Origin of the sequence: Micrococcus luteus NCTC 2665, from assembly GCF_000023205.1 — a bacterium.
GTDB classification, from domain to species: Bacteria; Actinomycetota; Actinomycetes; order Actinomycetales; family Micrococcaceae; genus Micrococcus; species Micrococcus luteus.
In genome coordinates, this window is record NC_012803.1 from 2,436,655 (window position 1) to 2,462,381 (window position 25,727).

The window sequence follows — 25,727 nt, forward strand, 5'->3', positions numbered from 1 at the left end:
CTGCCTTCCTCTCGGGTCAGCGCAGCCGTTCGAACTGCGCCCTGAACTCTGGGGGGTCGGGGTGGGAGGCGGCGACGGTGGCCGCCAGGATCCGGGCCTGGAAGGGGGTCAGCTCCCCGGCGGGCACGGCGCCGGCCGCGAGGATGTCCGCTCCGCCGCCGTCGCCGTAGACGCCCAGGACCGGCCCGGCGAGCGTGCGGGTGGCGAGCACCACCGGCACGCCGCGGTCCGCCAGCTCCGCCACCGCCTCGGCGTGCCCGGGGCCCGCGTTGCCCAGGCCGGTGCCGGCCAGCACCACGACGTCGGCGCCCCGGTCCGCCGCCCAGGTCAGCGCGGCGGGGTCGGCGCCGGGGTGGGCGGTCACGAGGTCCACGCGCGTGCCGTCCAGTCCGGAGTCCGGGAGGTCGAGGGTGCCGGGGCGATGCGGGCGGGCGTGCAGGTGGAACCCGTCCCCGTGCGTCGTGCCCACGAGCGTGCCGCCGGTGAACGGCTGGCTGGCCATCGTGTGCCCCTTGCGGGTGCCGCGTGCGGACAGCAGCGCGCCGTCGAAGGCGATGAGGACGCCGAGCCCGCGGGCGTCCGGTTGGGCGGCGGCGAGGACGGCCTGGCGCAGGTTGCGGGGGCCGTCGGTGTCCGGGTGGTCGGCGGCGCGCTGCGCGCCCGTGAACACCACGGGGGTGTCCGTGCCGTTCAGCAGGTCCGCGAGGAACGCGGTCTCCTCCATGGTGTCTGTGCCGTGCGTGACCACGACGCCGTCGATGCCGGGGTCCGCCGCGCGCTCACGTGCGGTGCGGGCGATCGTGGCCAGCTCCGGCAGCCCGAGCCGGTAGCTGCCGACCGTCATCACGTCCTCGCCGGTGATCTCGACGTCGGCGGTCGCGTCCATGCCCGCGAGAATTGCCTCCGCGGCGTCTCCGGCCGTGGCGCCGGAGCCCTCGCCGGAGCGCGAGGCGATCGTGCCGCCGGTGGCGAGGACGTGGACGCGGGTCATCGGGAGGCTCCTGGGCTCATGCGTGCCAGCGTGACAAGGGCGGGAGAGGTGGGTCAACGGATGGGGGTCTCCACCCTGCGCAACGACGCTGGACAAGTCAGACACCGACACCTACCCTGCGGTCATGGGCATGTCAGAGAGCTTCGAGACATCCGTTCACGACTTCGCAAACACCTTCCTCGATTATCAAATCTACCTGGGGCATCTGGGTCAGACCCCGGAAGACGAGATCCTGATCTGCACCCCGGGGGAGGGCTGGTCGCTCGGGGCCCTGGAGGAACTCACTGAACACCTGCGGGATGACCAGCAGTGGTACACCGGCATAGAAGAGCAATACCGCAAGGGAGCAGGCGGCATCGGTGCGGACGGGCCGGTCACTCTCTCCGTAGCTCTCGGCGTCACAAAAATGGTCCCGAGTGTTGCCTGGTTATTAAAGCAACTGCGGAGAGAAAACCCACCCCTGGACGACCGCCTTTCGGCGCGGAGACGAGCTGAAGCTGCCGTTCTCCGCCGATATGCCACAGATCGTCGGAAAGACCTGAAGTTGCGGTCAGAGGCTGAGAGACTTGACCATTGGGAGTTCTCATTCAGAGCTATTGACGGCGACTCATACACGGTTGAAGTGTACGGGATTGAGGGCAAGACCTCAGCCGAGCGGATCAGGTGGGAGTCCAGCGCGCCGTAGGCCGTGACCTGACGCGCCCCACCCCATTTTTACCGGCTCATGTAAAGGGCCAGCTCGTCAGAGACTGCGAGCCCTCGCAGGTTGCAAATCGACGGGCCGCGGGGTCTCCCCCCGCGGCCCTTGGTGCATGTCACCAGGGCCTCACGCCAGCGGCCTGCACACCTCCGTCACGAGATCCTCAGGCGCGGCCTGGTCCGGCGTCACGAGATAGCGGTTGAATACCTTGGAGGCCAGGGTCCCGTCCTGCCGGGCAGCCAGCCCCTCGGCCTCCATGCGCTGGACGATCAGGTCGTGTGCCTGCGAGATCTGCGTGTACGGGCCGACGGGCCTGATGCCTTGCTGCTGCAGGGCGGGCATGAGCCTCTCCCACAGGCGGCCCTCGTCGGAGTAAGACGGGACGGTGCCGCGCAGGGCGACGACGGTCATGGCAGGGACGGCGGTGCGGTTCAGCTGGATGGTCATGGGGATCTCTCCTGGGGTGAGCATGCGGTCGATGAGGGAAAGCCGTTCCCGGGCCGCGTGCAGCTCCTCGACCAGGGTGCACCGCTGCAGGGCGAGCGCATCGGTCCAGGTCGAGGTGCCGCGGGCGGCGAGGAGGGCGGTGATGGCCGAGACGCCGAGGCCGACGTCGCGCAGGTTCCGGATGTCCGCGGCGTCCCGCAGCTGGGCGGGGGCGTAGCGGCGGTACCCGCTGTGCGCGTCGACGTGCTCCGGCACCAGGACGCCGTGGGCGTCGTAGTGGCGGAGCATCCGCACGGAGAGGCGGGAGAGCGAGCTGAACTCGCCGATCGTCATGAGGTCCGTGTGCGTGACCATGGCAACAGCGTGTGGGGTGACACGGTGGAAGGGTCAAGGCCGGGTCTAGATGTTGTGGGTCATGAGGTTCTTGGCATGACCAGCGGCCTGAGATGAGACGAGCGGGCCCCGTCCCGCGGGATGGAAGTTCCTCAACTACCACATCCACGGAGAACAGAGCCCGCTCGTGACCCACGCTCACGCACCCCTGACCCCCACCGGGGAAGACCTGCGCCAGCCACCGCAGAAGATCACCGCCCGGGCCCCGGGACACATGGTGCACCTGGACGTGAAGAAGATCGGCAAGATCCCCGACGGGGGCGGCCCGCGCGCCCACGGGCGGGGCACCGAGGCCGCACGGGCCGTACGGGCCGCCAAGCATGGACCCGGCGCGAAGGTGGGGTACACCTCCCTGCACTCGGCGATCGATGGGCACACCCGGCTGGCCTACACCGAAGCGTTGGAGGACGAGCGCCCCGCCGCCGTGAACGCGGCGATCCCGATCAACGAGTGCGTCCCCTGCCGGCGTCCGCCGGCGAGAACCCGCCCGTGAGGGCCAACCAGGCTGCGGCACCGGTGGCGGCGTGCGATGCGCCCCTCCCCCAGCACGTCCCCCGGCACCCTCGCCTGGCCCCCGTCCCGGGTGCTCTCCTCTACGATGCAGTGATGACCACCACCCTCACCCTGCTGGACCCCGCCGGCCCGGACCGCGAGGCGCTCATCGCCCTCCTCACCGGGAACGCGTGGCCGTTCCACATGCGCCCGCACCCCAGCCGGGAGCAGGTCGACGCGGCCATCGACGACGGCGGCTGGGGCGACGAGGACAACCGCACCTTCTGGATCGAGCACGACGTGCACGGTCGCGTCGGCGTCGTGCGCCTCGAGGACCTCACCGACCCCACTCCCCTCTTCGACCTGCGCGTGGCCGAGCGGTTCCGCGGCCGAGGCCTCGGCGTCGAGATCCTCACCGCGCTGACCCGTCACGTGTTCGAGACGATGCCGGACGTCGACCGGTTCGAGGGCCAGACCCGCGAGGACAACTCGCCGATGCTCCGCACCTTCCAGCGGGCCGGCTGGGTCAAGGAGGCCCACTACCGGCGGGGCTGGCCCGTGGAGGGTGGGGAGCCGGTGGCCTCCGTGGCCTATGCGATGCTCCGCCAGGACTGGGAGAACGGCACGACGACGCCCGTGCCGTGGGAGTGAGGCTGCCGGCGAACGACCTGGACTGACACCCACCTGGAACACTGGTCCCATGTCCTCTCTCGCCCAGGCGCTCCGGGTCCACCGCCTCGTGCAGGACGACGTCGCCCTGCGCATGCTGCGCATGGACTCCCTGCCCCTCGTGGCCGGCGTCCTCGCCACCCATCTGGGCGCCCCGAACGCGAGCCTGCCCACGCACGAGCTGCATGACGCCCTCGACGCCGAGCTCGACACCCTGCGGGACCACCTGGACCTCTCGGGGCGGACAGCCAAGGCGTACTGCGAGGACTGGCGGCAGGCGGGACTGCTCGAGCGGCGCATCGCGGACGAGGCCCGCGAGGAGGTCTACGAGCTGACGCCGGCCGCGCGGCAGGGGCTCCGCGTCGTCGAGCAGCTCCTCGCACCGCGCGCGAGCGTCACCGAGTCCCGCCTCGTCTCCCTCCTCACCGCGCTCCATCAGCTGGCCCTCGAGACCGACCCGGACACCTCCCGCCGGCTGGCCGCCCTGCGGGCTGAGCAGCAGGCCCTGGCGGAGCGCATCGAGCGCATCGCCTCCGGTGAGGACACCGTGCTGGATGAGCGACGCGCGGTGGAGCGGCTCGACGACGTGCTCACCCAGGCGGCCGACCTCCCCGTGGACTTCGCCCGGGTCCGGGCACGGTTCGGGGAGCTCAATCAGGAGCTGCGGCGTCGCATCCTCACGGACGAGGGGCTTCCCGGCGACGTCCTGGAGAACGTGTTCCGCGGCGTGGACCTCATCGAGTCCTCGGACGAGGGCCAGACCTTCGCCGCGTTCTCCCGCATGGTGCGGGACCCCGCGATGTCCGCGGCGTTCCAGGCCGACATCCGGGCCGTCCTCGAGCGCGACTTCGCCGCGGATCTGCCGCCCGCCACGCGGCGTGCGGTGCGTGGCCTCGCACGCACCCTGCAGGACGGCTCGTCCGCCGTGCAGGACACGCTCACGGAGTTCGCCCGCGGCCTGCGCCGCTACGTCCTCTCCCAGGAGTACCACCGGGACCGCCGTCTGCACGTGGCCCTCCGGGAGGCGCTCAGCGCCGCCGCCGACGCCGCCCCGGCCACGCGTCCCTACCGGCAGACGGGGCGGGACCTGGACCTCACCGGCATGTCCCTGCGCTCCGTCGGGGAGATCTCCCTGCACGATCCCCGCGAGTTCGACGTCGGTCCTGCCCTCGCGGACGCCGCCGTGGCCACGGTGGACATGGCCGCCCTGCGTGCGCTCGCCCGTGAGACGGAGATCGACTTCACGGAACTGCGCGAGAACGTGAACCGCACCCTCGAGGGGAAGGACGGCGCGCCGGCCTCGGCCACGGTCGCCGACGTCCTCGAGCTGCACCCCGCCACGCAGGGGGTGGCGAGCGTCGTCGGACTCCTCTCCCTCGCCGCGCAGCACGGCCAAGTGGACCCCGACGCCGTCGACCTCCTCCGCTGGCCCGCCGCCGCCGGGATGCACTCCGCGCACGTGATCCGCCACCGCTTCACCGAAAGGCTCCCCTGATGACCCCGGATTCCGACGACGCGGCGACTCCGCCCGCCACGGACGCTGCGCATACCGCCGGCGCCGCGCCCACGCTGTGGGAGGGCGATCTCGGCACGCTCGGAGAGCAGTCACGACGCGCACTGCTCGAACTCCTCCAGGGTCCGTACCTCTCCGGCCGCCGTCGCCCCCAGCTGTGGCAGGCCCTGATCGCCGACGAGGCCGCCATCCGCTCGCGGCTGCACGACCTGTTCCTCGACGTGGTGATCGACCAGCATGACGAGTTCGCGTTCACACGCAGGGTCGCGACGGACGAGATCGCGGTGCCGGCCGCCCTGCGCTCCAAGTCCATGACGTTCCTGGACACCGCGATGCTCCTGGTCCTGCGCCAGCACCTGCTGACGGCGGCCGGCGAACGCCGCGTGATCGTGGGCCGGGACGAGGTCTTCGAGCAGCTGGCCGTGTACCAGCAGGGTGACGACTCCGGGTGGGCGCGCCGACTGAACAGCTCGTGGACCAAGATGCTCAACAGCTTCTCCGTCCTCCAGCAGCTGGAGGACGACCGCGCCGAGGTCTCGCCGGTGCTCAAGGTGATGATCGGCCCGGAGGAGGCCCGGGCGTTCACCGAGCTGTACCGCGAGATCGCGGCGGGGCAGAACGACGACGACGCGGATGTCACGACCCAGGAGGACGACCGATGACCGCACCTCATCCCGCGCAGGAGCAGGACACGTTCGACCTCGGCATCGAGTTCCCCGGCCGCGACACAGCGGACATCCGCCAGTGGCGCCTCGAGGAGGTCCAGATCGCCAACTGGGGCACCATGGACGGTCGCATCCACCGCTTCCCCGTCTCGCGCCGCGGGCACCTGATCACGGGGCCCTCGGGCTCGGGCAAGTCCTCGATCCTGGACGCGATCGCCGCCGTCCTCACCCCGGACAAGTGGCTGCGCTTCAACCAGGCCGCGCAGGGCGGGGCGGAGCGGACGGCCACGCGCGGCCTGGTCTCCTACGTGCGCGGCGCGTGGACCCGCCGGCAGGACGAGGACGAGGACCGCGTGGTCTCCGCGTACCTGCGCCCCGGGGCCACGTGGGCCGGCGTCGTCCTCACGTATCGCGACGGCGCGGGCGGCGTCGTCTCGCTGTGCCGACAGTTCTTCCTGCGCGGCACCGCGATGTCCCGGGCCGACATGAAGGACCTGTGCCTGCTCGAGCGCTCTGCCGTGGACCTGGCCGAACTGCAGACGCTGATCGACGACGGCATCAGGACCCGCCGTGTGCAGGCACGCTGGCCGCAGGCCGTCGTCACCACGAACGGCGGTCACGGCCCGTTCTACGCGCGCCTGCGCTCGGTGTTCGGCATCCGCGACGACGCCGCGCTGCACCTGCTGCACCGGACCCAGTCCGCCAAGGGGCTGGACTCGCTGGACCAGCTGTTCCGCAACCACATGCTGGAGCGGCCGCCGACGTTCGCCATGGCGGACCGCGCGGTCGAGGAGTTCGGCGCGCTGCGCACCGCGTACGAGCGCGTCGTGGACCTGCGCCGGCAGCGGGACCACCTGCTCGAGGTGCGCACGGCCGCACAGGAGTACGAGGCCGCCGTCGCCGAGGAGTCCAGGCTGCGCCGCCTCGAGGCCGCCATCCACCCCTACCACCAGGCCAGGTTCCTGGCGGAGATCCGGCGGGCGCTCGAGGAGGTGCAGGCCTCGCTCGCGGGCCTTCACGCGGCGCGCACCGAGGCCGACGCCGAGCAGGAGCGCGCGGAGCAGCGGCGCCAGCACGCCCTGATCGCGCTCGCCAGCGTGGGCGGGGACCGCGTCGCGGAGCTCGGACGGCAGATCGACGCGGCACGGGAGCAGCACCGGGAGCGTCTGGCTCGGCGCGCCGTCCTGGCGAACCGCCTCCGCGCGGCGGACGTGGACGCGGAGCCGAGTACCGCCGTCGAGTTCGGCGAGCTCCAGGCGGCCATCGCCGCGGACCTGGAGGCGCCGCCCGAGCACCCGGGGCCGAGCCACGCCCAGCTGACCGAGCTCAGCCGCCTGCGGGAGGCGGTGCGCGAGCTCGAGGCGGACATCACGGCCCTGCGCCGCCGCGGCAGCACCGTGCCCCGGCACCTGGCGTCGGTCCGGGAGGACCTGGCGGAGCACCTGGGCGTGCGGACGGACGCGGTGCCCTTCGTGGCCGAGCTGCTCGACGTCGACGCGCGCCATCAGGAGTGGACCGGCGCGATCGAGCGCGTGCTCGCCCCGCTCTCGCTGACCCTGCTGATCCCCACGCGGCTGCTCTCGGCGGCCCGGACCTGGATCGACCGGCGCCACCTGGGCGTGCGACTGCGGTTCGAGGAAGTCAGGCCGACGCGGGCCGCCATCCGGCCCGCGAGCAGTCAGGACTCCCTCGTGCACAAGGTGACGGTGAAGCAGGGCGTGTTCCACGACTGGCTCCAGGCCCGCCTCTCCGAGCGGTTCGACCTGGCGTGTGTCAGTACGGCCGCCGAGCTCGCGCGGCACGAGCGGGCCGTGACGGCGGCCGGCCAGGTGAAGCTCTCCGCCACGCGGTACGAGAAGGACGACCGGTTCCGCGTGGATGACCGCTCCCGTTGGGTCCTCGGCGATCCGGCGGCGAAGCTGGAGGTGCTGGTCGAGGAGCGCGCCGCGCGCCAGGCGGCGTTCGCCGTCGTCGAGGGCGAGGTCCAGCGGGCCCAGGAGCGGGCCGATGCGGAGCGCCGGCGCCGCGCCACTCTGCGCAGCGTGCTCGAGACCCCGTGGACGGACGTGGACCACGCGGCACTGGAGCGCCGGATCGCGGACCTCCGGGCGCAGGCGGATGAGCTCAGCGCCGCCAGCGGCGATCTGCAGGCCGCCCGTCGCAGGGACGAGGCCGCCCAGCAGGACCTCCGGACCGCCCGCCAGGCCGCTGACGAGGCCCGACTGGCCGCCGCCCAGGCCGAGCGCCGCCGAGCCGAGCTCACCCAGGAGGCGCGAGAGCTCGAGGCGGAGAGCACCGGCCGCGAGCCGCTCCCAGCGGAGCTCACCGCCGAGCTCGACGCCCGCTTCCGGGCCGTGCGCCGCTCCGCCACGCGTTCCGCCCTGACGGAGAGCGCCGACCTCGTGCGCCGGGACGTGAGCGCGCTGGCCGAACGCGCGCGTTCCGCGGGTGCGCAGGCGGGGGAGCGCTGCACCGTGCTCACCACGCAGTTCTCCCGCCAGTGGGCGGTGGCGGCCGCGGACGCCTCGCCCGGCGTCGAGGACCGCGGCACGTACCTGGCGATCCTCGAGCGCATCGTGGGGCAGGGGCTGCCCGAGCACGAGGACCGGTTCCACCAGATCCTGCACGAGCGCTCCTCCGTGCTCTTCGGCGAGCTCCACCGGGCCATCAGCACCGCGCCCGGGGAGATCGAGGACCGCGTGGACCCCATCAACTCGGCGCTGCGGCGCTCCCCCTTCGACGAGGGGCGGTTCCTGCACCTGCGTGTGCGCGTGCGTCGTCCCGAGGCGGCGCAGCAGTTCCTCCGCGACCTCTCCGCCGTGGCGGAGAACGCGTGGGCCGACGACTCCCTCGACGATGCCGAGCGGCGCTACACCGCGCTGGCCGGGATCATGGACCGCCTCGCCTCCTCGGACCACGTGGACCGGGTGTGGCGGCAGCAGTGCCTGGACACGCGCGAGCACGTCACCTTCCTCGCGCAGGAGGTCGACGACGCCGGCGCCGTCCACGCCACGTACGACTCGGGCGCCGCGATGTCCGGCGGGCAGCAGCAGAAGCTCGTGGTCTTCTGCCTCGCCGCGGCTCTGCGCTACCAGCTGGCCGCCCCCGAGGACCCGCGCCCGCGGTACGGGACGGTGATCCTGGATGAGGCGTTCGACAAGGCCGACGCCCGCTACACGCGCATGGCCATGGACGTGTTCGTGGAGTTCGGCTTCCAGATGGTGCTCGCCACCCCTCAGAAGCTCCTGCAGACCATCGCCCCCTACGTCGGCGGCATCACCACGGTGGAGAACCCGACGCGGCGGCTCACCCAGATCGCCGAGGTGATGTGGGAGGACGAGGAGAAGTGAGCGGGGCGACGGGACGGGGCCGGGATGGGACGGGGGCCTGGCCGATGGTGGCTCCGGAGGCGGCGCGCGAGCTGGCGCGTCGGGCCCTGGCCCGGTCGCATCGCGGGTGGACCCTCGGCGAGGTGCCCACCCCCGCGTGGTCGCTGCCGCTCAAGCCGCCCACGGAGCAGGTCGTCCTCGCCGACCCGCAGGCCGCGCAGTCCTGGGCACGGGGCTGGCGGGCCGCCACCCTGCCCGCGGGCATCCGGGTGGAGTGGGCCGAGCGCAGCTGGCGCAGCGTCGGGCGGCAACAGGTGCCCGTACGCGTCCACGCGGTCACCCCGGACGCGCTCGTGGCGTGGGTCGGCGGGCGCGAGGCGCGGGAGCAGCGGGTCTTCGCGGAGCGCGTCGCAGCGATGCGGCGGCTGGCCGAGGCGTGGGGCGGGTCGGGCCCGTCGGCTGCGGGTGGGGCGGGGTCAGCCCCGCAGACACAGGACGACGACGGCGAGGCCGCCGCCGACCCCCGCGAGCTGACACTCGCCGCGGCACTGCGGCGCCACGCGCAGCGCCTCACCGACCTGAGCGAGCCGGACTTCCTGCGCGTGGTCGCGGTGCTGGAGTGGCTGCGGACCACGCCCGTGCAGGGCCTGCGGCCGCGTCAGCTGCCGATCCGCGGGGTCGACTCGAAGTGGTTCGGGGCGCACCGCACCCTGCTGGAAGCGCTGCACGCGCCACAGGAGGGCGGTCTCGGGATCGTCGACGCCCACCCGACGGTGCGCGTCCGCATCCTCGATCCGGCCCTGCGCCCGGAGGGACTGCGTGATCTGGAGGTCCCGCTGGAGCAGGCCGCCGCGTGGCCGATCGCGCCCGCGCGCGTGCTCGTGGTGGAGAACAGCGAGACGCTGCTGTGTCTGCCGGACGCCCCGGGCGCCGTCGCCGTGTGGGGCCGGGGCTTCGACACCGCGGCAACAGTGCTGCCGTGGCTGCGGGGCGCGGAGCTGCACTACTGGGGCGACCTGGACTCCCACGGCTTCGCGATCCTCCACCGGTACCGCACCCGCCTGCCGCAGCTGCGCAGCGTGCTCATGGACGTCCGGACCCTCGAGGCGTTCCGCGACCTGTGCGTCCCGGATCCCACGCCCTTCCGTGGCGCGCTGGCCACGCTGACCTCGGACGAGGCGCGCGCGCTGGAGCGGCTGCGTGCCGAGGGCGACGTGCGGCTCGAGCAGGAGCGGGTCGGGTGGGACCACGCGCTCTCGGCGCTGGACGCGCACTTCGTCTTCTGCGACGCGGGCGATCGTGCCGCCGGTGGCGAGGACGCGGACGGTCGGCGGATCGCGTCATGACGGGGCCCCCGCTCCCAGCAGCCCGGCCACCCCGCGGGCCGCGGGCGGGGCCAGGTGCACGGCGCGCACGACGGTGAACGCGGTCAGCACGGAGACGAACGCCCATTCCCGCCAGGACCCGGTGGTGCCGAGCAGGGGGAGCCGGAACCGCCCGCCCGGCTGCCAGCACCAGAGGCGGCAGGGCGGGTCCGGCCGGAGGGGCCAGAGCAGGGCCACGCCGTTGTTGGTGAGGGCGTCGCCGAGGATGTGCACGGTCACCCCGATCGCCACGGACGCGGGGATCCACCACAGCCCGTCCCCCAGGACGGTGCCCAGCACCGCGGCGACGACGCCCAGCGCCCACGCGGACACCCGCCCGCCCCGCGGCAGCAGGCGCAGCGCCGTGGCGGCGACCGCCACGAGGAACGCGGCGATGACGCCCTGACCGACGCCGTAGGTGAGCCCGGCCACCGGCACCTGAATGGCCGCGGCGGCGACCGACAGCGCGGTGAACACGGCGATCCCCGCCAGCGAGTGCGTGCCCCTCCGGTGCCCGCCGGCCACCCTGCGGATGCCGCGCGCCATCAGCTCGGTCACGGGCGGCAGGGCGTGGGCGATGGTGGCGCGCGGGTGGTCCCAGTCGCTGATCAGAGCGGCCCCGGCGGTGGTGAGCGCGCCGAGCAGCTGCAGCTCCGGGGGCAGGTGCAGGGACGCGATCGGCGACGCCGGGCCGGTCAGCGCCAGCCAGGCCGCGGCGCCGGTCGCCGCGTGGGACGGACCCATCATGGGTGGGGTCCTCTCGTTCGCAGGACCGGGCCGCGTCACCGCGCCTGCGAGGGCCGGCGGGCGGCCCGCGGGGAAGGAAGAGGACCAGGGTGGCAGGCGGGGCGGACACGGTAAGGAGGCCGCCGCGGCCGGAGCGGGTCGAGGCGGCTGCCCGGCCGGGGGGGCGGCCGCCCGGCCCCTCACCCCGTCATCGCCAGCACCAGCGGGGCCAGCAGGGCGGTGAGCACGCCGGAGCAGGCCATGGCGAGGGCGGAGAACGCACCGGTCTTCGGCCCCTCGGCGAGGGCGCGGGCGGTGCCGATGCCGTGGGAGCTCACGCCGATGGCCAGGCCACGCACGCGGGGGTCGCGCACGCGCAGCCGGTCGAGCACCCAGGGGGCGAGCACGGCGCCGAGCACGCCGGTGAGCACGGGGAGCACGGCGGCGAGGGAGACGATCCCGCCGCCGGCGTCGGCCACCGCCATGGCGATCGGCGTCGTCGCGGACTTGGGGGCGAACGTGGCGGCCAGCGCGGCGTCCCCGCCCATCGCCCGCACGATCAGCACGGCGCTCACCATGGCGGTCAGCGAGCCGACGGTGACCCCGACGGCAACCGGCAGCAGCAGCTTCCGGATGTCAGGGCCGGCCCGGTACAGGGGGACGGCGAGCGCCACGGTGGCGGGGCCCAGCAGGAAGGTGAGGTAGCTGCCGCCGATCATGTAGGTCTCGTAGTCGATGCCGGTCAGGGCCAGGAACGCGGCCACCAGCACGATCGTCACGAGCACGGGCGTGAGCAGGGCGGTCTGCCCGGCGGCGAGCCACAGGCGGCGGGAGAGCACGGCGACGGCGAGGGTCAGCGCGATGCCGAACAGCGGTGTGTGCAGGAGCGCGTCCCAGGCCTCGGCGAGGGAGTCGGTGAGTTCGGCGGCGTTCATTGTGCGTCCTCCTTGTCCGTGAGGCGGCGGGCGAGCGGGGCCGCGACGCCGGCGGTGACCACCAGCCCCAGCAGCCAGGGCACCACGAAGCCGACCAGCATCAGCGCCCGGTGTTCCCCGATGAGGCCCAGCACCGCGACGACGCCGACGCCCGCCGGGACGAACAGCAGCGGCAGGTGCTGGAGCAGGTGATGGCTCGCCGTCATCACCGGCGCGTCCTCGGCCGGCCGGCGCCACGCGAGCAGGCCGAGCAGCAGGAGCATGCCCAGCACGGCCCCGGGGATCGGCAGGTGCAACGTGTCGGCCACGAGCGTGCCCGCCAGCTGGCAGAGCAGCAGGATCAGCAGGCCCTCGATCATCGGGGTTCACCTGCCTCGGACGGGCCCACGGGGGGCAGGCCGGGGACGACGCCGGTCCCCGCGGCGTCGAGGTGCGCCTGCAGGGCGCGCTGGGCGTCTGCGGCGCGCCCGGCGGCCAGCTGGGCGCAGATCTCGGCGTGCCCATCGAGGAGGCGGCGGGCGGCGTCGACGGATCCGCCGGTGGCGGCGTGGATGAGGCGGGCCAGGCGGGGGGCGAAGGTGCGCACGACCTCGTCGAAGGCGGCGTTGCCGCACGTGGCGATCACGTCCCGGTGGAACCGCACGTCCAGCGCGGAGAACGCCGCGAGGTCGCCGGCGTCCAGGGCGGCGCGCTGCTGCTCCAGGTTGGCGGTGAGCGTGGCGACGAGGGGCCCGACGGCGTCGGGCCGCGCGGCGACCGTGGCGAGGGCGGTGGACTCGAGGAGGCCGCGCAGGGCCGTGAGGTCGGCCACGCTCTGCGGCGTGAGGGCCTGCACGGCCGCGCCCTTCTTGGGGAGGAGCCGCACCAGGCCCCAGCGCTCGAGCTGGAGGAGGGCCTCCCGGGCCGGCGTCCGGGAGATGCCGGCCTCCGTGGAGAGCTGGACCTCGGTGAGCATCTCCCCCGCGGCGATCTCACCGCGGACGATGCGCCAGGCGACGTCGTGGGCCAGGCGGCCGGCAGCCGTGGCACGACTGCCCCATAAGGGGTCGGAGAGTGGAGTCATGCGCGCCAGAATAATCAGATGCATGCATGGATGTATGTATTGTGTCGGACTCGGAAGGCGCCCGGGTGGGGAGGGGCACAAGGTGCCGGCGCCTGTCGAAGCGGGCCTGCGGAGCGGCTGTCAGCCGAGTTCTGTGCCGGTCAGGGGTGCGCAGGGAGGGCGCGGTTGCGGGCGGCCCCGCCCCTGACTGGCCGTTGCGCACCGCGCGGCTGACGCTGCGCCCGTACCGGGAGGACGGCCTCGCCGGCCCTGCCGGATCGGTGTCCCAGCTGGACCTGGGGTTCGAGACGTACGGCCTGCACCGGGTGGTGGCGCAGATGGACGCCCGCAACCCGACGCCCGCCCGGATGGCCGGGACACTACACGCGGCATGAGGCTGGTCAGCCCGGTAGTCCACACCCGGTCAACCCCGCCGGCCCGCACGCGCGGCGAACTCGTCCAGACAGGCGAGCACCTCGGTGGCCAGCCACACCCGGTTCCGACGCTGAGCGGACGCGGCCTGCAGAGCGCCGGCCTCGACAAGCTGGTCCACGGCCCGCTGGGCGGCCGGGCGCGAGACACCCAGCGCCTGGGCCAGATGGTCCACGGTCACGGCCGGTTGCGCGATGATCACCGCGAGCGCCCGCCAGACCGCCGCGTCCCGCCGGGCGGTGAGCCGCTCGCGCCAGCCGGTCAGGGCCTCGTCCAGGTCCGCGACGAGCTCTCGGCCGTTGCCGACGGCGGCCAGGGCGGCCTGTGCGAAGCGGCGCACGATGGGCGCGGGGTCGCCGTCGCGGTAGGCGGTGAGGGCGTCGAAGTATCCGGCCGTGTCCGTGAGGAGTCCCGCGGAGAGGGGCACCCCCATGCGGGTGATCGCGCCGGCCCGGTGCAACACGGCGTGCACGAGGACCCGCCCGGTGCGGCCGTTGCCGTCCGCGAACGGGTGGATGGTCTCGAACTGGGCGTGCGCGATGGCGGCCTGCACGAGGGCGGGCACGTCCGTGCGTCGCAGATAGGCGAAGAGATCGTCCATCCCGGCACGCAGGCGCTCCGGGTGGGGCGGGACGAACTGCGCCGTGTGCGGCGTGGGCGCCCCGCCCCCGATCCACCCCTGCACGTCGCGGTAGGCGCCCGGCCGGGCATGCTCCTGACCGTCCATGAGGGCACGATGGGCGGCCAGCAGGGCGGGCTCTTCCAGGTCGGCGGCCAGCCGGGAAGCAGCGCCCATGGCCCTCACGTTCGCCGCCACGAGCGCTGTGTTCGGGCGGGTGCGTTCGCCGAGAGTCGCCAGGGCGAGGGCTCGCGCGCCCGCCGTGATGTGCTCGATCTGTGAGGAGGACGCGGACTCAGTGCGCAGGAGCACCGCGTCGATCGGGGCGATCTCTCCCGTGAGCCCCGGGAGGGCGTGGCTGATCTCGGCGTCGAAGCGCACGACGGCGGCCGTCGCCTCCTCGACCTCGGTCGCCAGATCAGAGGGCAGGTCGAGCCCGAGTCGGGCGATACGGGCCGGGAGCGCGGCTCGATATGGGCCTGCTGCACGCACGCGAGCGCTGCGGGAGCGCAGCCCGGCGTCATCCGGGCCCGCGGCCCAGGGGCGCTCTTCCCAGCCGACGGCCCACGGGGTCGGGCGCGGATCGTTGCTCATGCCGCCACCTTACGCAACGTTATGTCTAGAGCGTTGCGTACTTCTGGGCGTCGTGAGGTGGAAAGCCGTCAGCCCCGGGCCCGATGCTCCGAGGCGAGCATCGCGTAAGTGACGCCGTCCACCCAGCCGCGGGTGCGGTGCAGTGACTCCTCCTTGAAGGTGCCCTCGTGGCGCAGGCCGACCTTCTCCATCACGCGCAGGATGGGCGCGTTGTCCGCGAAGGCGTGAGCCTCCACGGGTCGGACGCCGAGGCCTGCGAAGGCGAGGTCCAGCAGGGCACAGGCCAGCTCGGTGGCGCGGCCCCGGCCGGCGTGGGCCTGGGCTATGGTCCAGCCGATCTCGGCCTGCGCGTCCCGGGCTTCCTCGCGCGGTGCGCCGCGAGGTCGAGGAGGGGCGTGGCCATGGGGTCACGGCAACGGGCGGCGGTGACGTCCCCTCCCCTACTCTCGGCCCCATGGACGTCACCTTCACTCCACTCGACCCGGCAGGCGCCGACCGGGACGCGCTCGTCGCCCTGCTCACCGAGAACGCGTGGCCGTTCCACACGCGCCCGCACGTCACCCGGCCGGAGGCGGAGGAGGCCGTCGACGGCGGCGCCTGGGAGGATGAGGACCACCGCACCTTCTGGATCGAGCATCCCGAGCACGGCCGCGTCGGCGTGGTGCGCCTGGAGGACCTTACCGACCCCACCCCCTTGTTCGACCTGCGCGTGGCGGAGCTGTTCCGCGGGCGCGGGCTCGGCGCGCAGATCCTCACCGCGCTCACCCGGCGCGTCTTCGAGACGATGCCCGCGGTGGACCGCTTCGAGGGCCAGACCCGCGAGGACAACGTCCCCATGCTGCGCACCTTCCGCCGGGCCGGCTGGGTCAAGGAGGCGCACTACCGGCGCGGCTGGCCCGTGGACGGCGGCGAGCCGCTCGCGTCCGTGGCCTACGCAATGTTGCGCCAGGACTGGGCGTCCGGCACGACGACGCCGGTCCCCGCCGACGTCGACGCCCCGCCTCCGGCGGGGCGCAAGGAGGGCGCGGCTGCGGGCGGCCGCGCCCCTGACTGGCCGTTGCCCACCGCGCGGCTGACGCTGCGGCCGCACCGGGAGGACGACCGCGGCTGGTTGCAGGAGATGTACACGCAGCCCGAGGTGGTGCACCACCTGCTGGACGAGCCCTGGGACGAGGCGACCGCGCGGGAGAAGCTGGCCAAGCGGATCACGTGGGACGACCTCGGAGGCCCGTCCGGGGCGGTGTCCCTGGTGGTGGAGCACGCGGGCGTCCCCGTGGGTGACGTGATCCTGTGGCTGACGGACCGCGAGCGCGGTGTCGCGGAGATCGGCTGGGCTCTGGATCCGCGGCATGCTGGTCAGGGCTTCGCCCGGGAGGCCGCGGCTGCGCTGCTGGACCTGGGGTTCGAGACGTCTGGCCTGCACCGGGTGGTGGCACAGATGGATGCCCGCAACACGGCGTCCGCCCGACTGGCCGAGACGCTCGGTATGCGTCGAGAGGCACACCACCGCCAGAACTGGTGGAGCAAGGGCGAGTGGACGGACACCCTCGTCTACGCGATGCTCGCGAGCGACCGGGGGGTGAGGGGCCATCTATGACGACGAACGGACTTCTACGCTCACCCCATGTAGCTCGAGACCGTGAGGGGATGGACTCGTGAGGCTCACCAGGTGCGCGGACCGAGATCCTCGAGGATCTCCAGGTCGAGAAGCCACTCGTCAGGGCGGGGAGTCTCGGGGAGCACCGGCTCGTAGGCGCCGACGTAGACGACCTCCCCCAAGCCGAGGCCGGTGGCCTCCTCCGGCTCCAGGATCGTCAGGTCAGCGTGGCCGGGGACGCGGTCGATCTCGGCGAGCCGCCCCGAGGGCCACACCTCGTGTACCGCCCTCACAACGGCCCGCACACGACGCAACGGGATCGACCCGGCGGGGCTGCCGTCGTCGTGATAGGTGACGACCCAGCCTGCAGAGGCCAGGGGCCCAGCCTGACTCACTCCCCGGGAGGGCAGCAGGATCAGCTCGTGGACTTCCCCCACGGCGATCGAGTCACCGCAGCATTCCTGCTCCCAGTCCGAGAGCGAGGCGCGGCCGACGGCGCCGACGGTGATGTCCATGGTCGGAGTGTAGGGGCGGGGCCTCACCCGAGGGCGCGCGGGGCGTCTTCACCGGTGATGCTGGGGATTGGACTTGAGGCCAGGCGAGTGAAGGCCCGGACAACTCACCCTCACCGCGTACATAGGATCGACGCCATGACGCGAACGGGAGCCTTCACCATCGCGGGACTGGCCGCCTTCGCTATCTCCACCGGCATCCTCGTTCTCCTGCTGATCACGGGCTCGGAGACGCCTCGGGAGACGCTGGCCTTCTTCGCCCTGATCATCGGCTGCTACGCACTGTCCGCGCTCTGCTTCACTGCGGCGAAACGCGTTCTACTGGCGCTGCTGTCCGGCGCGCTGGCTGTCGTCAGCTTCCCGCTCGCCCTGTTCATCGGGTACGTCGTGGAGATGCTCCAGAGCCAGCAGTGACACCGCCCGGGGCGCGCGTCACCCGGGGCGCGCCGCCCTCGCTCCAGCGGAACAGGGTGAGGTGCCACAGTCCGGGGACCGTGCGAGACGGGCCACCTCCACGCGCACCGACGTGGCCCTGTGCGAGCGGCTCGGGTTCCGCGAGACCGTACCCGGCGCGTGGGCACCCGCGACCCGGGAGTGACATCATGGACCTCGGCTCGCGCTGATACCGGATCTCGTGATGTGACACCAGGTATCGTGAGCCACGCCACTACACTGTGCCTCCACCGATAAAGGAGCAACCCCTCCATGCCGACCCTGCGAACCGTCTCCCTCTCCGCCGCCACGCGGGAGGATCACCTCGCCCGCCTCCGGGCCACCAGCCCGGAGGCCCCCCTCGACATCCTGATCGTCGGCGGCGGCTCCACCGGCGTGGGCGCCGCGTTCGACGCGGCCACCCGCGGCCTCGACGTGGGCATCGTCGAGGCCCGCGACTGGGCCTCCGGGACGTCGTCCCGCTCCTCCCGCCTCATGCACGGTGGCCTGCGCTACCTCGAGATGCTGGACGTCAAGCTGGTGTATGAGGCGCTGCGGGAGCGCGACCTGCTGCTCACCCAGACCGCGCCCCACCTGGTGCGCCCCCTGCGCTTCGTCTTCCCGTTCTTCCACAAGGTGATCGACCGCGGCTTCATCGGCGCCGGCGTCACCATGTACGACGCCATGCAGTCGCTCGGCCGCCGCCGCGCGATGGGCGCGCACCGCCATCTCAGCCGCCGCTCCATGGCCGCGACCTTCCCCTCCCTCGATGACGAGAAGATCGTCGGCGCGGTGGAGTACGCCGACGCCCAGTTCGACGACGCCCGCCTGGCCATGATGCTCGTGCGCTCCGCCGTGGACCACGGCGCCGTGGCCGCCAACTACACCGCCGTCACCGGCTACCTGCGCGGCGACGACGGCCGTGTGCAGGGCGTGCGTGTCCGCGAGGAGACCTCCGGCGAGGAGTTCGACGTGCACGCGCGCGCCGTCATCCTGGCCGGGGGCGTCTGGACCCAGGAGCAGCAGGAGCTGGCCGAGGCCGACGGCGGCCTCGAGGTGCTCGCGTCCAAGGGCGCCCACATCACCGTGCCCCGCGACCGCATCCGCGCCGACGCCGCCACCGGCGTGATCACCAAGACGGAGAAGTCCGTGCTGTTCCTCATCCCGTGGGACGAGTACTGGGTGATCGGTACCACGGACACCCCGTGGGCGGAGGACGTGGCCCATCCGGCCACCACCGCGGACGACATCGACTACATCCTCGAGCACGCCAACGCGGTGCTGAAGGAGGACCTCACGCGAGACGACGTGATCGCCACGTACGCCGGCCTGCGCCCGCTCCTGCAGCCGGTCACCGGATCCGACGGCGGCTCCACCAAGATCTCCCGTGAGCACACCGTCACCGAGGTGGCCCCCGGCCTCACCGCCGTGGCCGGCGGCAAGTGGACCACGTACCGGGCCATGGCCGAGGACGTCGTGGACTTCGTGGTGCGCGAGACCCACCCGACCCGTCCCAGCCTCACCGAGCACATCCCCGTGCTCGGCGGCCTCGGCTACTCGGAGATCGAGGCGGAGGCGGACCGCATCGCCGCCGACTACGGCCTGGACGAGGCCCGCGTGGACCGGCTCCTGTTCCGCTACGGCACCGTGCTGCGCCATGTGCTCGACCTGATCGACGGCGACCCGTCCCTGAGCGTCCCTCTCGCCGAGGCGCCGCGCTACCTGCGCGCCGAGATCGTCTACGCGGCCCGAGCCGAGGGCGTCGTCCACCTGGACGACGTCATCGAGCGCCGCACGCGCCTGTCCACCGAGGTCCGCGACCGCGGCGTCGCCGCGGCCGAGGAGATCGCGTCCCTCGTGGCCCCCGAGCTGGGCTGGGATGAAGAGCGCATCGCCGGTGAGATCCGGGCGTACAAGAACCTCGTCGCCGCCCGCCTCCGCGGTGAGACCGCCCACGACGACGTCACCGCCGCCGCCGCGCTCGCAGCCGCCGACGCCGCCCCCGTCCACGGAAAGGAGCCCGTCCATGGGCACGATCTTCCTGCATGAGATCGCCGGCACGGCGATCCTCCTCCTGCTCGGCGTCGGCGTCGTCGCCAACGTCGTCCTGACGAAGACCAAGGGCAACGGCGGAGGCTGGCTGCTCATCAGCTTCGGCTGGGGGCTGGGCGTCTTCGCGGGCGTCTACGTCGCTGCCGCGACCGGTGCGCACCTGAACCCCGCCGTGACCGTCGGCCTGCTCGTCAGCGGCGCCGAGGAGTACGCCCCCGGCATCGCCGTGACCCTCGGCACCACGCTCGCGTACTTCGCGGCGCAGCTGATCGGCGCCTTCCTCGGCGCGGCCCTGGCCTGGCTGGCCTACCGCGACCACTACCAGGCGGAGACGGACCAGGGCGCGATCCTGGGCACGTTCGCCACAGGTCCCGAGATCCGCAACCCGCTGTGGAACATGGTCACCGAGGTGATCGCCACGTTCGTCCTGGTGTTCGTGATCCTGCTCTTCGGCTCCACCCCCTCCGGGCTCGGCCCGCTCGCGGTGGCCCTGCTCGTCGTCGCGATCGGCGCGAGCCTGGGCGGCCCCACGGGGTACGCCATCAACCCGGCGCGCGACCTGGGCCCCCGCCTGTTCCACGCCGTCGCGCCGATCCGGCACAAGGGCGGCTCGGACTGGGGCTACGCCTGGGTGCCGATCGTCGGCCCGCTCGTCGGCGCCGTCCTGGCCGGCCTCGCCGCGCCTCTGTTCGTCTGAGCGGTCTGCCCGCCACCCCCACACCCCCGTGACCACCTCCGAAGGAGTAGGACATGACCACCCCCCGCTACGTGATGGCCATCGACCAGGGCACCACGTCCACGCGCGCGATCCTCTTCGACCACAGTGGGGCCATCGTGTCCACTGGTCAGCGCGAACACGAGCAGATCTTCCCGCGCGCCGGCTGGGTGGAGCACGACCCGGTGGAGATCTGGAAGAACACCCGCGAGGTCATCGGCGAGGCCCTGGCCCGCGCCGAGGTGACCCGGCACGACGTCGCCGCCGTGGGCATCACGAACCAGCGTGAGACCACCGTGGTGTGGGACCGCAACACCGGCAAGCCGGTGTACAACGCCATCGTGTGGCAGGACACCCGCACCGACCGCCTCTGCGAGCGCCTCGCCGGCGACGTCGGCGCGGACCGCTACAAGGAGCGCGTCGGGCTGCCCCTGGCCACGTACTTCTCCGGCCCCAAGGTGGCCTGGATTCTGGAGAACGTGGACGGTGCCCGGGAGGCCGCCGAGAACGGCGACCTCATCTTCGGCACCACGGACTCGTGGCTCGTGTGGAATCTCACCGGCGGCGGCGAGGGCGGCCGGCACGTCACCGACGTCACCAACGCCTCCCGCACCATGCTGATGAACCTGGACACCCTCGACTGGAACGAGGAGATCTGCGCGGACATGGGCATCCCGATGTCCATGCTTCCGGAGATCGTCAGCTCCTCCGCCGAGGTGGGCACCGTATCCGGCCAGCAGCTGCTGCGCGAGACGCCGATCACCGGCATCCTGGGCGACCAGCACGCGGCGACCTTCGGCCAGGCGTGCTTCGAGGTCGGCCAGGCCAAGAACACGTACGGCACCGGCAACTTCATGCTGATCAACACCGGCGAGGAGCCGGTGCACTCGGACAACGGCCTGCTCACCACGGTGGCGTACCGCATTGGCGACCAGAAGCCGGTGTACGCGCTGGAGGGCTCGATCGCCGTCACCGGCTCGCTGATCCAGTGGCTGCGGGACAACCTCGGGATGATCGGCAGCGCCCCGGAGGTCGAGACCCTGGCCGCCGGCGTGGAGGACAACGGCGGCGTGTACTTCGTCCCCGCGTTCTCCGGCCTCTTCGCCCCGCACTGGGACGCCGCGGCCCGCGGCGTCATGGTGGGCATGACCCGTTACGTCAACAAGGGGCACATCGCCCGCGCGGCGCTCGAGGCCACCGCCTTCCAGAGCCGCGAGGTCCTGGACGCCATGAACGCGGACTCCGGCGTGGACCTCACCGAACTGAAGGTCGACGGTGGCATGGTCGCCAACGAGCTGCTCATGCAGTTCCAGGCGGACCTGCTGCGCGTGCCCGTCGTGCGCCCCAAGGTCATCGAGACCACCGCTCTCGGCGCCGCCTACGCCGCAGGCCTGGCGGTGGGGTTCTGGGCGTCCCAGGACGAGCTCGTGGCCAACTGGGAAGAGGACAAGCGCTGGGAGCCCACCACGGACGAGGAGGAGGTTGAGCGCGCCCTGCGGCTGTGGAAGAAGGCCGTGGAACGCTCCCGCGACTGGGTCGACGAGGACGTCGAGTCGGCCCAGGGCTGAGCCGTCCGGTCCGTAGGTCGGTCCGGCCGGCCCCGGGCCGGTCCGGGCCGGTCCGGGCCCTCCAGAAGGACCCCGAGCAGCACTACCCCCTCGTCGGCCGCCTGCGCGCGGAGCGGGGTGGATTCGGTGCCGTTGCCATCGGCGCAGTGGCCAGGCCCGAGGTGCCCGGCTGCTCCGACGTCAAGCTGTCCTCACCCAGGGCGGCCTCTTCCCCCGCCGCTTCCGCCCAAGGCGGCGGTGGCCAGGCAGGCGAAGTAGTCCGCATCCACGTTCCGGCTGTCCTTGATGGCGCTCCGCTGTGGAATCTCCTCGGAGAGGTTCTCCACGGCCGCGTTGTTCGCCGAGGCCACCACCATTTCGAAGCCGACCACCTCAGGCCGGAGTTCGCGCGCCCGTCGTCGCATCCTGCCCTCGCCGGTCCACTCATGGGTGCGTTCGGTGAGGGCGTCGAATGGATTCTCACACGCCGACAATCGGCGTGCTCGTTCGACGACGTTGGACGCCAGGATGTCCCGGAGCGTCGTCGTCTTGCCGGTTCCGGGGAGGCCGTTCACACCCATCAGACCTGGCCCGCCCGCCTCGACGACGTCGGCCCGCGCGACGACATCAATGCGGGCGGCTTGCAGGTGCCCCGTATGCTCGTGGGCGGTCACATTCGAGGAACTCAGCGGTGGCTGCTGTGCCTGGATGGCGCACTTGCCCTCCTCCCCGAGGCTCGGCGCGAGCATTCCATCCCCCGTCTGACCTTTGCCCTCTCTTCCCCCCCCCCCCCCGGACAACGACGTCCGTTCAGTTCCGGTTCAGTCCGAACCGGCGCGTCATCAAAGCCTCCTTGTAGTGCTTCTCCGCGGCGTCGATCTGGGCCTGCGGGGTATTGGAGCCGAACACGCGCAACAGACTGAACGTGTACCGCTCCGGCTGGGCGGGGTCGAGCTCCAGGGCATCCCCGAGCTCCAGGGCATCCCGGAGGGCGACGTTCCCGCCATGCCCGTCACGGCCGTAGGCCTCCCACCGTCCGAGCACACCACGCTCACCGTCGGCCTTGCCCACGTAGCACTGGCCCGCGGTCTCGTCGGCGATCAGGTAGATCCCGCGTACGGCCTCCAGGGCGGTGCGCCAGCCTGCGTAGCGGGGGTCACCATTGACTGCAGGTCCCCGTAGCTGAGCAGCACGTGGTCGAAGCCGGGGAACGCCTCGGTGCTGGGGTCCGCGATCTCGAGGACGGGGAACCGCGCCGCCAGGGGGCCGCGCTTGGCCCAGTTCACGGGGTCTGCGGACCACTCCACCACCAGGCGCTCCTCGAGGGAGGCCAACAGCGGCACCGGCGCAACGTCGTAGTACCGGTGCCGCTCCGTGCGCTCAGCCACGGCCTCCCCGCGGTTCTCGTACACGGCGGTGAGGCGAGAACGACGCCCGCCCTCCCCCATGAAGATCAGCCAGTGGCGGGCGGGCTCCTTCGGGAACTTCCCCACGTGGTGCTGCTCCCGCGTGTAGGCGAGCACGCGCTCCGGAGTGGCTGCCGCCCGCGATGGCAGCCCCGACTCCTTGTAGGTGTGCCGGATGGCCAGGACGTCGTGCGGGTCGAGGCCGGCGGCGCCGAGGACCGCACCGAGGGAGAGGACGAAGGGCTCGGGGACGAGCTGGGGGGACTCCATGGAACCCCATTCTGCCGAGGACTCCTGATCGCCCTTCCATTGCGATGAGCCCTCAGCCACAATCACCGTGACGCCTTCCAGCGGAAGAGGAACCCATGACCGCTCCCCAGCTGCACCTGCCCCGCACCGTCGCCTCAGACCAGACCGAGCTTGCCGTCGACCTGCTGAAGGTCTACTTCGAATCCAGGAAGTTCATCGGCAGCCAATGGGACGGGTTCGACCCGAGCGGGACGCGCGCAGTGTCTGCGAACGTGTTCACCTCCGACGACGTCGCCTCCGCCGCCCTGCTGAACACGCCAGTGCCAGGTCGTGCCGTCGCGCATCTGCTCATCAGCCAGAGGGAGCGTTTCTCGGAGCTGCTCAGGGCCGTCGGGCCTGACCGCGACTTCATCGACGTCGACCCGGACCCGTCCGGCAAGGACATGGCACCGGTGTACGAGCTCTACGAGGCGCTGAAAACCCTGCCGAAGGTCGGGCCGACAATCGCCTCCAAGCTGGTCGCCCGCAAGCGGCCGCGACTCTTCCCGATCGTCGACGCCGAGCTGCGCCAGACCGTCTTCTATGAGGTGCGGCAGGACACCCACAGGGGGCGTCAGCTGCTGCATGCGGAGTTCTCGGCCCAAGACAGGACCCTCTGGAAGCGACTCGCGTCCTACCATTCGGCGGCGTCACTGCCCACCGAGGTCTCGGTACTCCGGGTCTTCGATGTCCTCGCCTGGATGGAGGCCAAGGCGTACTGGGGGCCAGTCCCATGATCAGCCCTCGGAGGAGACCAGCACCGCTAGCCTGGGGCGGGACTGCCCGCCGCGCTGCCTATCCCGACCCCTCCAAATCCCCTCCACTATGCGCGCCAGCACCCCGGTCAGCAGTTCGACGTCGGCCGGCACGTCCTCGTCGCTGTTCAGCTCGCACTCTTCGTGAGGGATCCCGTCCACGGAGGGCACGAAGAGCATGGCGTAGGCACGACCTCCTTGCAGTTGGTGAAGCCATGGCCTGCCACGGCAAGCACGTCGACGCCGTTCAGGCCGAGGCCTTTGCCCACCCTGCGGACCAGGGAGGAACTCTCGGTGAAGTACGGGCTCTGCGCCTACAAGTGGGTCATCTGCAGGGCGATCGCCATACGCTCTATCTTCTTCACCAAGCTAAACCCAACAGCGGCGATCCGCGGCTTCTTAGTGATCTTCGGCATGGGCTTCGCGGCCCGTCCGGTCGGCGCGTTCAGGTTAAGCATCCTCGACGACCTCTGAGGCCGACGCCCCACGTTGGTCCTCCCCGTGGTGCTGAGAGGCGCCGCGACCGGGGCCATTGACCTGCTGCCGACCTGCGCATGCATCGGCTTGGCTGCGCCGATCATCCTGGCCGTCCTGCGCCTCCTACAGGGCCTGGCCGTGAGCGGCGGTTGATGCGGGCCGCCGCCGTCGCGATCGAGCACGCACTACGCGCAGCGCGGCCGCTACGCCGCCATGATGCAGCTCGGCTTCCCCGCAAGGGACCCTGATCCCCTCCGGCGTCTTCGCGCTGGCGCTCATGCTCCCCACGGAGTTCGTAGACGCATGGGGCTGGCGCTTACTGTTCCTCTTCGCATGCCGATCCTGGCCATCGCCCTGTGCATTTGGGTGAAGATGTAGGGGTCGCCGGTCTGCGAGGAGCTCCAGAATCTCGGCGGCCGCCCAATCATGGCGATCATGGCCGCGCTTCTGGGCTCTGGCAGTTTCTACGCGACGAACACCTTAGCGTTCAGCTACGCCACCAACACGCTCGGTGTGTACCGCCTGGCCATGATCAACGCGACCCTGGTAGCCGCCGTCGTGCCAATTCTCGTGATCCTGCTCGTCGGCCGCGTGGATGCGTCCTGGGGCCCGGACCGAGTGACCATGGCTGGCGGCATCAACACGGCGCCAGCGGCGTGGCCACTATTCGCCCCTGATCGACATCGGCCAGGCATGGGCCATCACCTCGGCCGCGTCCACAGGCATCGGACTGCTGTCCATCACCTACGCGGTGACGGGCAGCATTCTCACTGAGCGATTCCCGGCCGAGTACCGCAACTCCGACACCACTGTCGGCTACAACCCGGCCGGCGCAACCTCCGACTTCCTGCGCTCCAAAGCCTCCTGGCTGATCGTCACGCAACCCCGTGTAGACGTTCACCCCGGCCATCATCTCATCATCCTCGTGGTCAGCTCCCCGCTGTCCGCAATCGGCGCCTTAATCGGCGAGCGGCTGCGGGTGACGGACGAGGCGGCGGTGCGAGCGGGCTGAGGTTGCCTGCCCCCACGGACGCC

28 protein-coding genes and 2 pseudogenes are annotated in these 25,727 nt (G+C 72.1%); 17 read left to right on the top strand and 13 right to left on the bottom strand.

Going from position 1 to position 25,727, the window contains the following annotated elements; genetic code table 11:
• Nucleotides 1–16: 16 nt before the first annotated feature.
• Entirely contained in the window at nucleotides 17–991 is a 975-nt protein-coding gene (locus MLUT_RS22860; protein ID WP_010079834.1) for an asparaginase, read from the bottom strand.
• A gap of 124 nt (nucleotides 992–1,115) precedes the next feature.
• On the opposite strand from MLUT_RS22860, the gene MLUT_RS22865 reads away from it, so the two are divergent.
• Nucleotides 1,116–1,676 (top strand): hypothetical protein, encoded by a 561-nt coding sequence (locus tag MLUT_RS22865; RefSeq protein WP_010079833.1) that lies wholly within the window; start codon nucleotides 1,116–1,118, stop codon nucleotides 1,674–1,676.
• Between the two features lie 141 nt (nucleotides 1,677–1,817).
• Here the strand turns inward: MLUT_RS22865 and MLUT_RS22870 are convergent, their stop codons facing one another.
• A complete protein-coding gene (locus MLUT_RS22870) occupies nucleotides 1,818–2,492 on the bottom strand; it encodes a MerR family transcriptional regulator (RefSeq protein WP_010079832.1) in 675 nt (224 codons plus the stop codon).
• Between the two features lie 187 nt (nucleotides 2,493–2,679).
• On the opposite strand from MLUT_RS22870, the pseudogene MLUT_RS22875 reads away from it, so the two are divergent.
• The 6 genes and pseudogenes from MLUT_RS22875 to MLUT_RS22900 form a co-directional block, all read left to right on the top strand.
• Nucleotides 2,680–2,955 (top strand): annotated as a pseudogene (locus MLUT_RS22875) (IS481 family transposase); the annotation flags it as partial.
• A 182-nt stretch (nucleotides 2,956–3,137) separates the two neighbouring features.
• On the top strand, nucleotides 3,138–3,674 hold the full coding sequence (locus MLUT_RS22880) for a GNAT family N-acetyltransferase (protein ID WP_010079830.1): 537 nt from the start codon (nucleotides 3,138–3,140) through the stop codon (nucleotides 3,672–3,674).
• 49 nt (nucleotides 3,675–3,723) lie between these two features.
• Nucleotides 3,724–5,187 (top strand): DUF3375 domain-containing protein, encoded by a 1,464-nt coding sequence (locus tag MLUT_RS22885; protein WP_010079829.1) that lies wholly within the window; start codon nucleotides 3,724–3,726, stop codon nucleotides 5,185–5,187.
• Nucleotides 5,187–5,867, top strand: coding sequence for a DUF4194 domain-containing protein (locus tag MLUT_RS22890; protein ID WP_010079828.1), 681 nt, complete (start codon nucleotides 5,187–5,189; stop codon nucleotides 5,865–5,867). The genes MLUT_RS22885 and MLUT_RS22890 overlap by 1 nt, the downstream gene beginning before the upstream one ends.
• Nucleotides 5,864–9,220, top strand: a complete 3,357-nt coding sequence (locus tag MLUT_RS22895; RefSeq protein ID WP_010079827.1) for an ATP-binding protein — start codon at nucleotides 5,864–5,866, stop codon at nucleotides 9,218–9,220. The genes MLUT_RS22890 and MLUT_RS22895 overlap by 4 nt, the downstream gene beginning before the upstream one ends.
• Nucleotides 9,221–9,264: 44 nt before the next feature.
• Entirely contained in the window at nucleotides 9,265–10,545 is a 1,281-nt protein-coding gene (locus MLUT_RS22900) for a Wadjet anti-phage system protein JetD domain-containing protein (RefSeq protein ID WP_010079826.1), read from the top strand.
• Here MLUT_RS22900 and MLUT_RS22905 read toward each other — a convergent pair.
• From MLUT_RS22905 to MLUT_RS22920, 4 genes are all read right to left on the bottom strand, one after another.
• The gene (locus tag MLUT_RS22905) at nucleotides 10,540–11,310 is read right to left on the bottom strand and encodes a metal-dependent hydrolase (protein WP_010079825.1); all 771 of its coding nucleotides are present in this window, start codon (nucleotides 11,308–11,310) and stop codon (nucleotides 10,540–10,542) included. The two genes, MLUT_RS22900 and MLUT_RS22905, sit on opposite strands and share 6 nt — an antisense overlap.
• Nucleotides 11,311–11,489: 179 nt before the next feature.
• Nucleotides 11,490–12,224 carry an LrgB family protein gene (locus MLUT_RS22910; protein WP_010079824.1) on the bottom strand — a complete coding sequence of 245 codons (735 nt, stop codon included), beginning with the start codon at nucleotides 12,222–12,224 and terminating at the stop codon, nucleotides 11,490–11,492.
• Complete coding sequence (locus MLUT_RS22915; RefSeq protein ID WP_002855541.1) at nucleotides 12,221–12,583, bottom strand: CidA/LrgA family protein; 363 nt, start codon at nucleotides 12,581–12,583, stop codon at nucleotides 12,221–12,223. Before MLUT_RS22915 ends, MLUT_RS22910 begins: the two co-directional genes overlap by 4 nt.
• Nucleotides 12,580–13,287 (bottom strand): GntR family transcriptional regulator, encoded by a 708-nt coding sequence (locus tag MLUT_RS22920; protein ID WP_012751151.1) that lies wholly within the window; start codon nucleotides 13,285–13,287, stop codon nucleotides 12,580–12,582. Before MLUT_RS22920 ends, MLUT_RS22915 begins: the two co-directional genes overlap by 4 nt.
• 194 nt (nucleotides 13,288–13,481) lie before the next feature.
• Between MLUT_RS22920 and MLUT_RS22925 the strand changes: the two genes are divergently transcribed.
• Nucleotides 13,482–13,661, top strand: coding sequence for a hypothetical protein (locus MLUT_RS22925; RefSeq protein WP_231936617.1), 180 nt, complete (start codon nucleotides 13,482–13,484; stop codon nucleotides 13,659–13,661).
• Nucleotides 13,662–13,690: 29 nt separating this feature from the next.
• Here MLUT_RS22925 and MLUT_RS22930 read toward each other — a convergent pair whose 3' ends face one another.
• Nucleotides 13,691–14,911 carry a Fic family protein gene (locus MLUT_RS22930; RefSeq protein WP_010079821.1) on the bottom strand — a complete coding sequence of 407 codons (1,221 nt, stop codon included), beginning with the start codon at nucleotides 14,909–14,911 and terminating at the stop codon, nucleotides 13,691–13,693.
• 68 nt (nucleotides 14,912–14,979) lie between these two features.
• Nucleotides 14,980–15,255: pseudogene (locus MLUT_RS23750) on the bottom strand (GNAT family N-acetyltransferase); the annotation flags it as partial.
• 110 nt (nucleotides 15,256–15,365) lie between these two features.
• On the opposite strand from MLUT_RS23750, the gene MLUT_RS24235 reads away from it, so the two are divergent.
• Entirely contained in the window at nucleotides 15,366–16,508 is a 1,143-nt protein-coding gene (locus MLUT_RS24235) for a GNAT family N-acetyltransferase (protein ID WP_010079819.1), read from the top strand.
• Nucleotides 16,509–16,573: 65 nt separating this feature from the next.
• Here MLUT_RS24235 and MLUT_RS22940 read toward each other — a convergent pair whose 3' ends face one another.
• Nucleotides 16,574–17,023, bottom strand: coding sequence for a hypothetical protein (locus tag MLUT_RS22940; RefSeq protein WP_012751152.1), 450 nt, complete (start codon nucleotides 17,021–17,023; stop codon nucleotides 16,574–16,576).
• A 135-nt stretch (nucleotides 17,024–17,158) separates the two neighbouring features.
• Here MLUT_RS22940 and MLUT_RS22945 point away from each other — a divergent pair, with 135 nt between their 5' ends.
• The 4 genes from MLUT_RS22945 (at nucleotide 17,159) to glpK (ending at nucleotide 21,787) form a co-directional block, all read left to right on the top strand.
• A complete protein-coding gene (locus tag MLUT_RS22945; protein ID WP_010079817.1) occupies nucleotides 17,159–17,434 on the top strand; it encodes a hypothetical protein in 276 nt (91 codons plus the stop codon).
• A gap of 291 nt (nucleotides 17,435–17,725) precedes the next feature.
• Entirely contained in the window at nucleotides 17,726–19,501 is a 1,776-nt protein-coding gene (locus tag MLUT_RS22950) for a glycerol-3-phosphate dehydrogenase/oxidase (RefSeq protein WP_012751153.1), read from the top strand.
• Complete coding sequence (locus MLUT_RS22955; protein WP_010079813.1) at nucleotides 19,479–20,201, top strand: MIP/aquaporin family protein; 723 nt, start codon at nucleotides 19,479–19,481, stop codon at nucleotides 20,199–20,201. The genes MLUT_RS22950 and MLUT_RS22955 overlap by 23 nt, the downstream gene beginning before the upstream one ends.
• A 53-nt stretch (nucleotides 20,202–20,254) precedes the next feature.
• The gene (gene glpK, locus MLUT_RS22960; protein WP_010079812.1) at nucleotides 20,255–21,787 is read left to right on the top strand and encodes a glycerol kinase GlpK; all 1,533 of its coding nucleotides are present in this window, start codon (nucleotides 20,255–20,257) and stop codon (nucleotides 21,785–21,787) included.
• A gap of 191 nt (nucleotides 21,788–21,978) precedes the next feature.
• On the opposite strand, the gene MLUT_RS22965 is transcribed toward glpK, so the two are convergent.
• The 3 genes from MLUT_RS22965 to MLUT_RS23400 all read right to left on the bottom strand — a co-directional run bounded on the left by MLUT_RS22965 (nucleotide 21,979) and on the right by MLUT_RS23400 (nucleotide 23,442).
• On the bottom strand, nucleotides 21,979–22,515 hold the full coding sequence (locus MLUT_RS22965) for a hypothetical protein (RefSeq protein ID WP_010079811.1): 537 nt from the start codon (nucleotides 22,513–22,515) through the stop codon (nucleotides 21,979–21,981).
• 61 nt (nucleotides 22,516–22,576) lie between these two features.
• Entirely contained in the window at nucleotides 22,577–22,837 is a 261-nt protein-coding gene (locus MLUT_RS24170) for a GIY-YIG nuclease family protein (protein ID WP_012751154.1), read from the bottom strand.
• 29 nt (nucleotides 22,838–22,866) lie between these two features.
• Nucleotides 22,867–23,442: a hypothetical protein gene (locus MLUT_RS23400; protein WP_012751155.1), complete on the bottom strand. Its 576-nt coding sequence runs from the start codon at nucleotides 23,440–23,442 to the stop codon at nucleotides 22,867–22,869.
• A 95-nt stretch (nucleotides 23,443–23,537) separates the two neighbouring features.
• On the opposite strand from MLUT_RS23400, the gene MLUT_RS22975 reads away from it, so the two are divergent.
• Nucleotides 23,538–24,197 (top strand): DUF6308 family protein, encoded by a 660-nt coding sequence (locus tag MLUT_RS22975; RefSeq protein WP_010079810.1) that lies wholly within the window; start codon nucleotides 23,538–23,540, stop codon nucleotides 24,195–24,197.
• Here MLUT_RS22975 and MLUT_RS22980 read toward each other — a convergent pair whose 3' ends face one another.
• The gene (locus MLUT_RS22980) at nucleotides 24,198–24,395 is read right to left on the bottom strand and encodes a hypothetical protein (RefSeq protein WP_010079809.1); all 198 of its coding nucleotides are present in this window, start codon (nucleotides 24,393–24,395) and stop codon (nucleotides 24,198–24,200) included. It abuts the gene before it with no gap.
• Nucleotides 24,396–24,509: 114 nt separating this feature from the next.
• On the opposite strand from MLUT_RS22980, the gene MLUT_RS23485 reads away from it, so the two are divergent.
• The 3 genes from MLUT_RS23485 to MLUT_RS23490 all read left to right on the top strand — a co-directional run bounded on the left by MLUT_RS23485 (nucleotide 24,510) and on the right by MLUT_RS23490 (nucleotide 25,704).
• Complete coding sequence (locus MLUT_RS23485) at nucleotides 24,510–24,689, top strand: hypothetical protein (protein ID WP_010079808.1); 180 nt, start codon at nucleotides 24,510–24,512, stop codon at nucleotides 24,687–24,689.
• Between the two features lie 438 nt (nucleotides 24,690–25,127).
• Nucleotides 25,128–25,466, top strand: a complete 339-nt coding sequence (locus tag MLUT_RS23865; protein ID WP_134377334.1) for a hypothetical protein — start codon at nucleotides 25,128–25,130, stop codon at nucleotides 25,464–25,466.
• Nucleotides 25,444–25,704: a hypothetical protein gene (locus MLUT_RS23490; RefSeq protein WP_010079806.1), complete on the top strand. Its 261-nt coding sequence runs from the start codon at nucleotides 25,444–25,446 to the stop codon at nucleotides 25,702–25,704. Before MLUT_RS23865 ends, MLUT_RS23490 begins: the two co-directional genes overlap by 23 nt.
• Nucleotides 25,705–25,727 lie beyond the last annotated feature (23 nt).

Excerpts from the sequence above, each read along its gene's own strand:
- MLUT_RS22860 (WP_010079834.1), bottom strand. The coding sequence starts at position 991 with ATGACCCGCGTCCACGTCCTCGCCACCGGCGGCACGATCGCCTCGCGC.
- MLUT_RS22865 (WP_010079833.1), top strand. The coding sequence starts at position 1,116 with ATGGGCATGTCAGAGAGCTTCGAGACATCCGTTCACGACTTCGCAAAC.
- MLUT_RS22870 (WP_010079832.1), bottom strand. The coding sequence starts at position 2,492 with ATGGTCACGCACACGGACCTCATGACGATCGGCGAGTTCAGCTCGCTC.
- MLUT_RS22880 (WP_010079830.1), top strand. The coding sequence starts at position 3,138 with ATGACCACCACCCTCACCCTGCTGGACCCCGCCGGCCCGGACCGCGAG.
- MLUT_RS22885 (WP_010079829.1), top strand. The coding sequence starts at position 3,724 with ATGTCCTCTCTCGCCCAGGCGCTCCGGGTCCACCGCCTCGTGCAGGAC.
- MLUT_RS22890 (WP_010079828.1), top strand. The coding sequence starts at position 5,187 with ATGACCCCGGATTCCGACGACGCGGCGACTCCGCCCGCCACGGACGCT.
- MLUT_RS22895 (WP_010079827.1), top strand. The coding sequence starts at position 5,864 with ATGACCGCACCTCATCCCGCGCAGGAGCAGGACACGTTCGACCTCGGC.
- MLUT_RS22900 (WP_010079826.1), top strand. The coding sequence starts at position 9,265 with ATGGTGGCTCCGGAGGCGGCGCGCGAGCTGGCGCGTCGGGCCCTGGCC.
- MLUT_RS22905 (WP_010079825.1), bottom strand. The coding sequence starts at position 11,310 with ATGATGGGTCCGTCCCACGCGGCGACCGGCGCCGCGGCCTGGCTGGCG.
- MLUT_RS22910 (WP_010079824.1), bottom strand. The coding sequence starts at position 12,224 with ATGAACGCCGCCGAACTCACCGACTCCCTCGCCGAGGCCTGGGACGCG.
- MLUT_RS22915 (WP_002855541.1), bottom strand. The coding sequence starts at position 12,583 with ATGATCGAGGGCCTGCTGATCCTGCTGCTCTGCCAGCTGGCGGGCACG.
- MLUT_RS22920 (WP_012751151.1), bottom strand. The coding sequence starts at position 13,287 with ATGACTCCACTCTCCGACCCCTTATGGGGCAGTCGTGCCACGGCTGCC.
- MLUT_RS22930 (WP_010079821.1), bottom strand. The coding sequence starts at position 14,911 with ATGAGCAACGATCCGCGCCCGACCCCGTGGGCCGTCGGCTGGGAAGAG.
- MLUT_RS24235 (WP_010079819.1), top strand. The coding sequence starts at position 15,366 with ATGGACGTCACCTTCACTCCACTCGACCCGGCAGGCGCCGACCGGGAC.
- MLUT_RS22940 (WP_012751152.1), bottom strand. The coding sequence starts at position 17,023 with ATGGACATCACCGTCGGCGCCGTCGGCCGCGCCTCGCTCTCGGACTGG.
- MLUT_RS22945 (WP_010079817.1), top strand. The coding sequence starts at position 17,159 with ATGACGCGAACGGGAGCCTTCACCATCGCGGGACTGGCCGCCTTCGCT.
- MLUT_RS22950 (WP_012751153.1), top strand. The coding sequence starts at position 17,726 with ATGCCGACCCTGCGAACCGTCTCCCTCTCCGCCGCCACGCGGGAGGAT.
- MLUT_RS22955 (WP_010079813.1), top strand. The coding sequence starts at position 19,479 with ATGGGCACGATCTTCCTGCATGAGATCGCCGGCACGGCGATCCTCCTC.
- glpK (WP_010079812.1), top strand. The coding sequence starts at position 20,255 with ATGACCACCCCCCGCTACGTGATGGCCATCGACCAGGGCACCACGTCC.
- MLUT_RS22965 (WP_010079811.1), bottom strand. The coding sequence starts at position 22,515 with ATGCTCGCGCCGAGCCTCGGGGAGGAGGGCAAGTGCGCCATCCAGGCA.
- MLUT_RS23400 (WP_012751155.1), bottom strand. The coding sequence starts at position 23,442 with ATGGAGTCCCCCCAGCTCGTCCCCGAGCCCTTCGTCCTCTCCCTCGGT.
- MLUT_RS22975 (WP_010079810.1), top strand. The coding sequence starts at position 23,538 with ATGACCGCTCCCCAGCTGCACCTGCCCCGCACCGTCGCCTCAGACCAG.
- MLUT_RS22980 (WP_010079809.1), bottom strand. The coding sequence starts at position 24,395 with ATGCTCTTCGTGCCCTCCGTGGACGGGATCCCTCACGAAGAGTGCGAG.
- MLUT_RS23865 (WP_134377334.1), top strand. The coding sequence starts at position 25,128 with ATGGCCGCGCTTCTGGGCTCTGGCAGTTTCTACGCGACGAACACCTTA.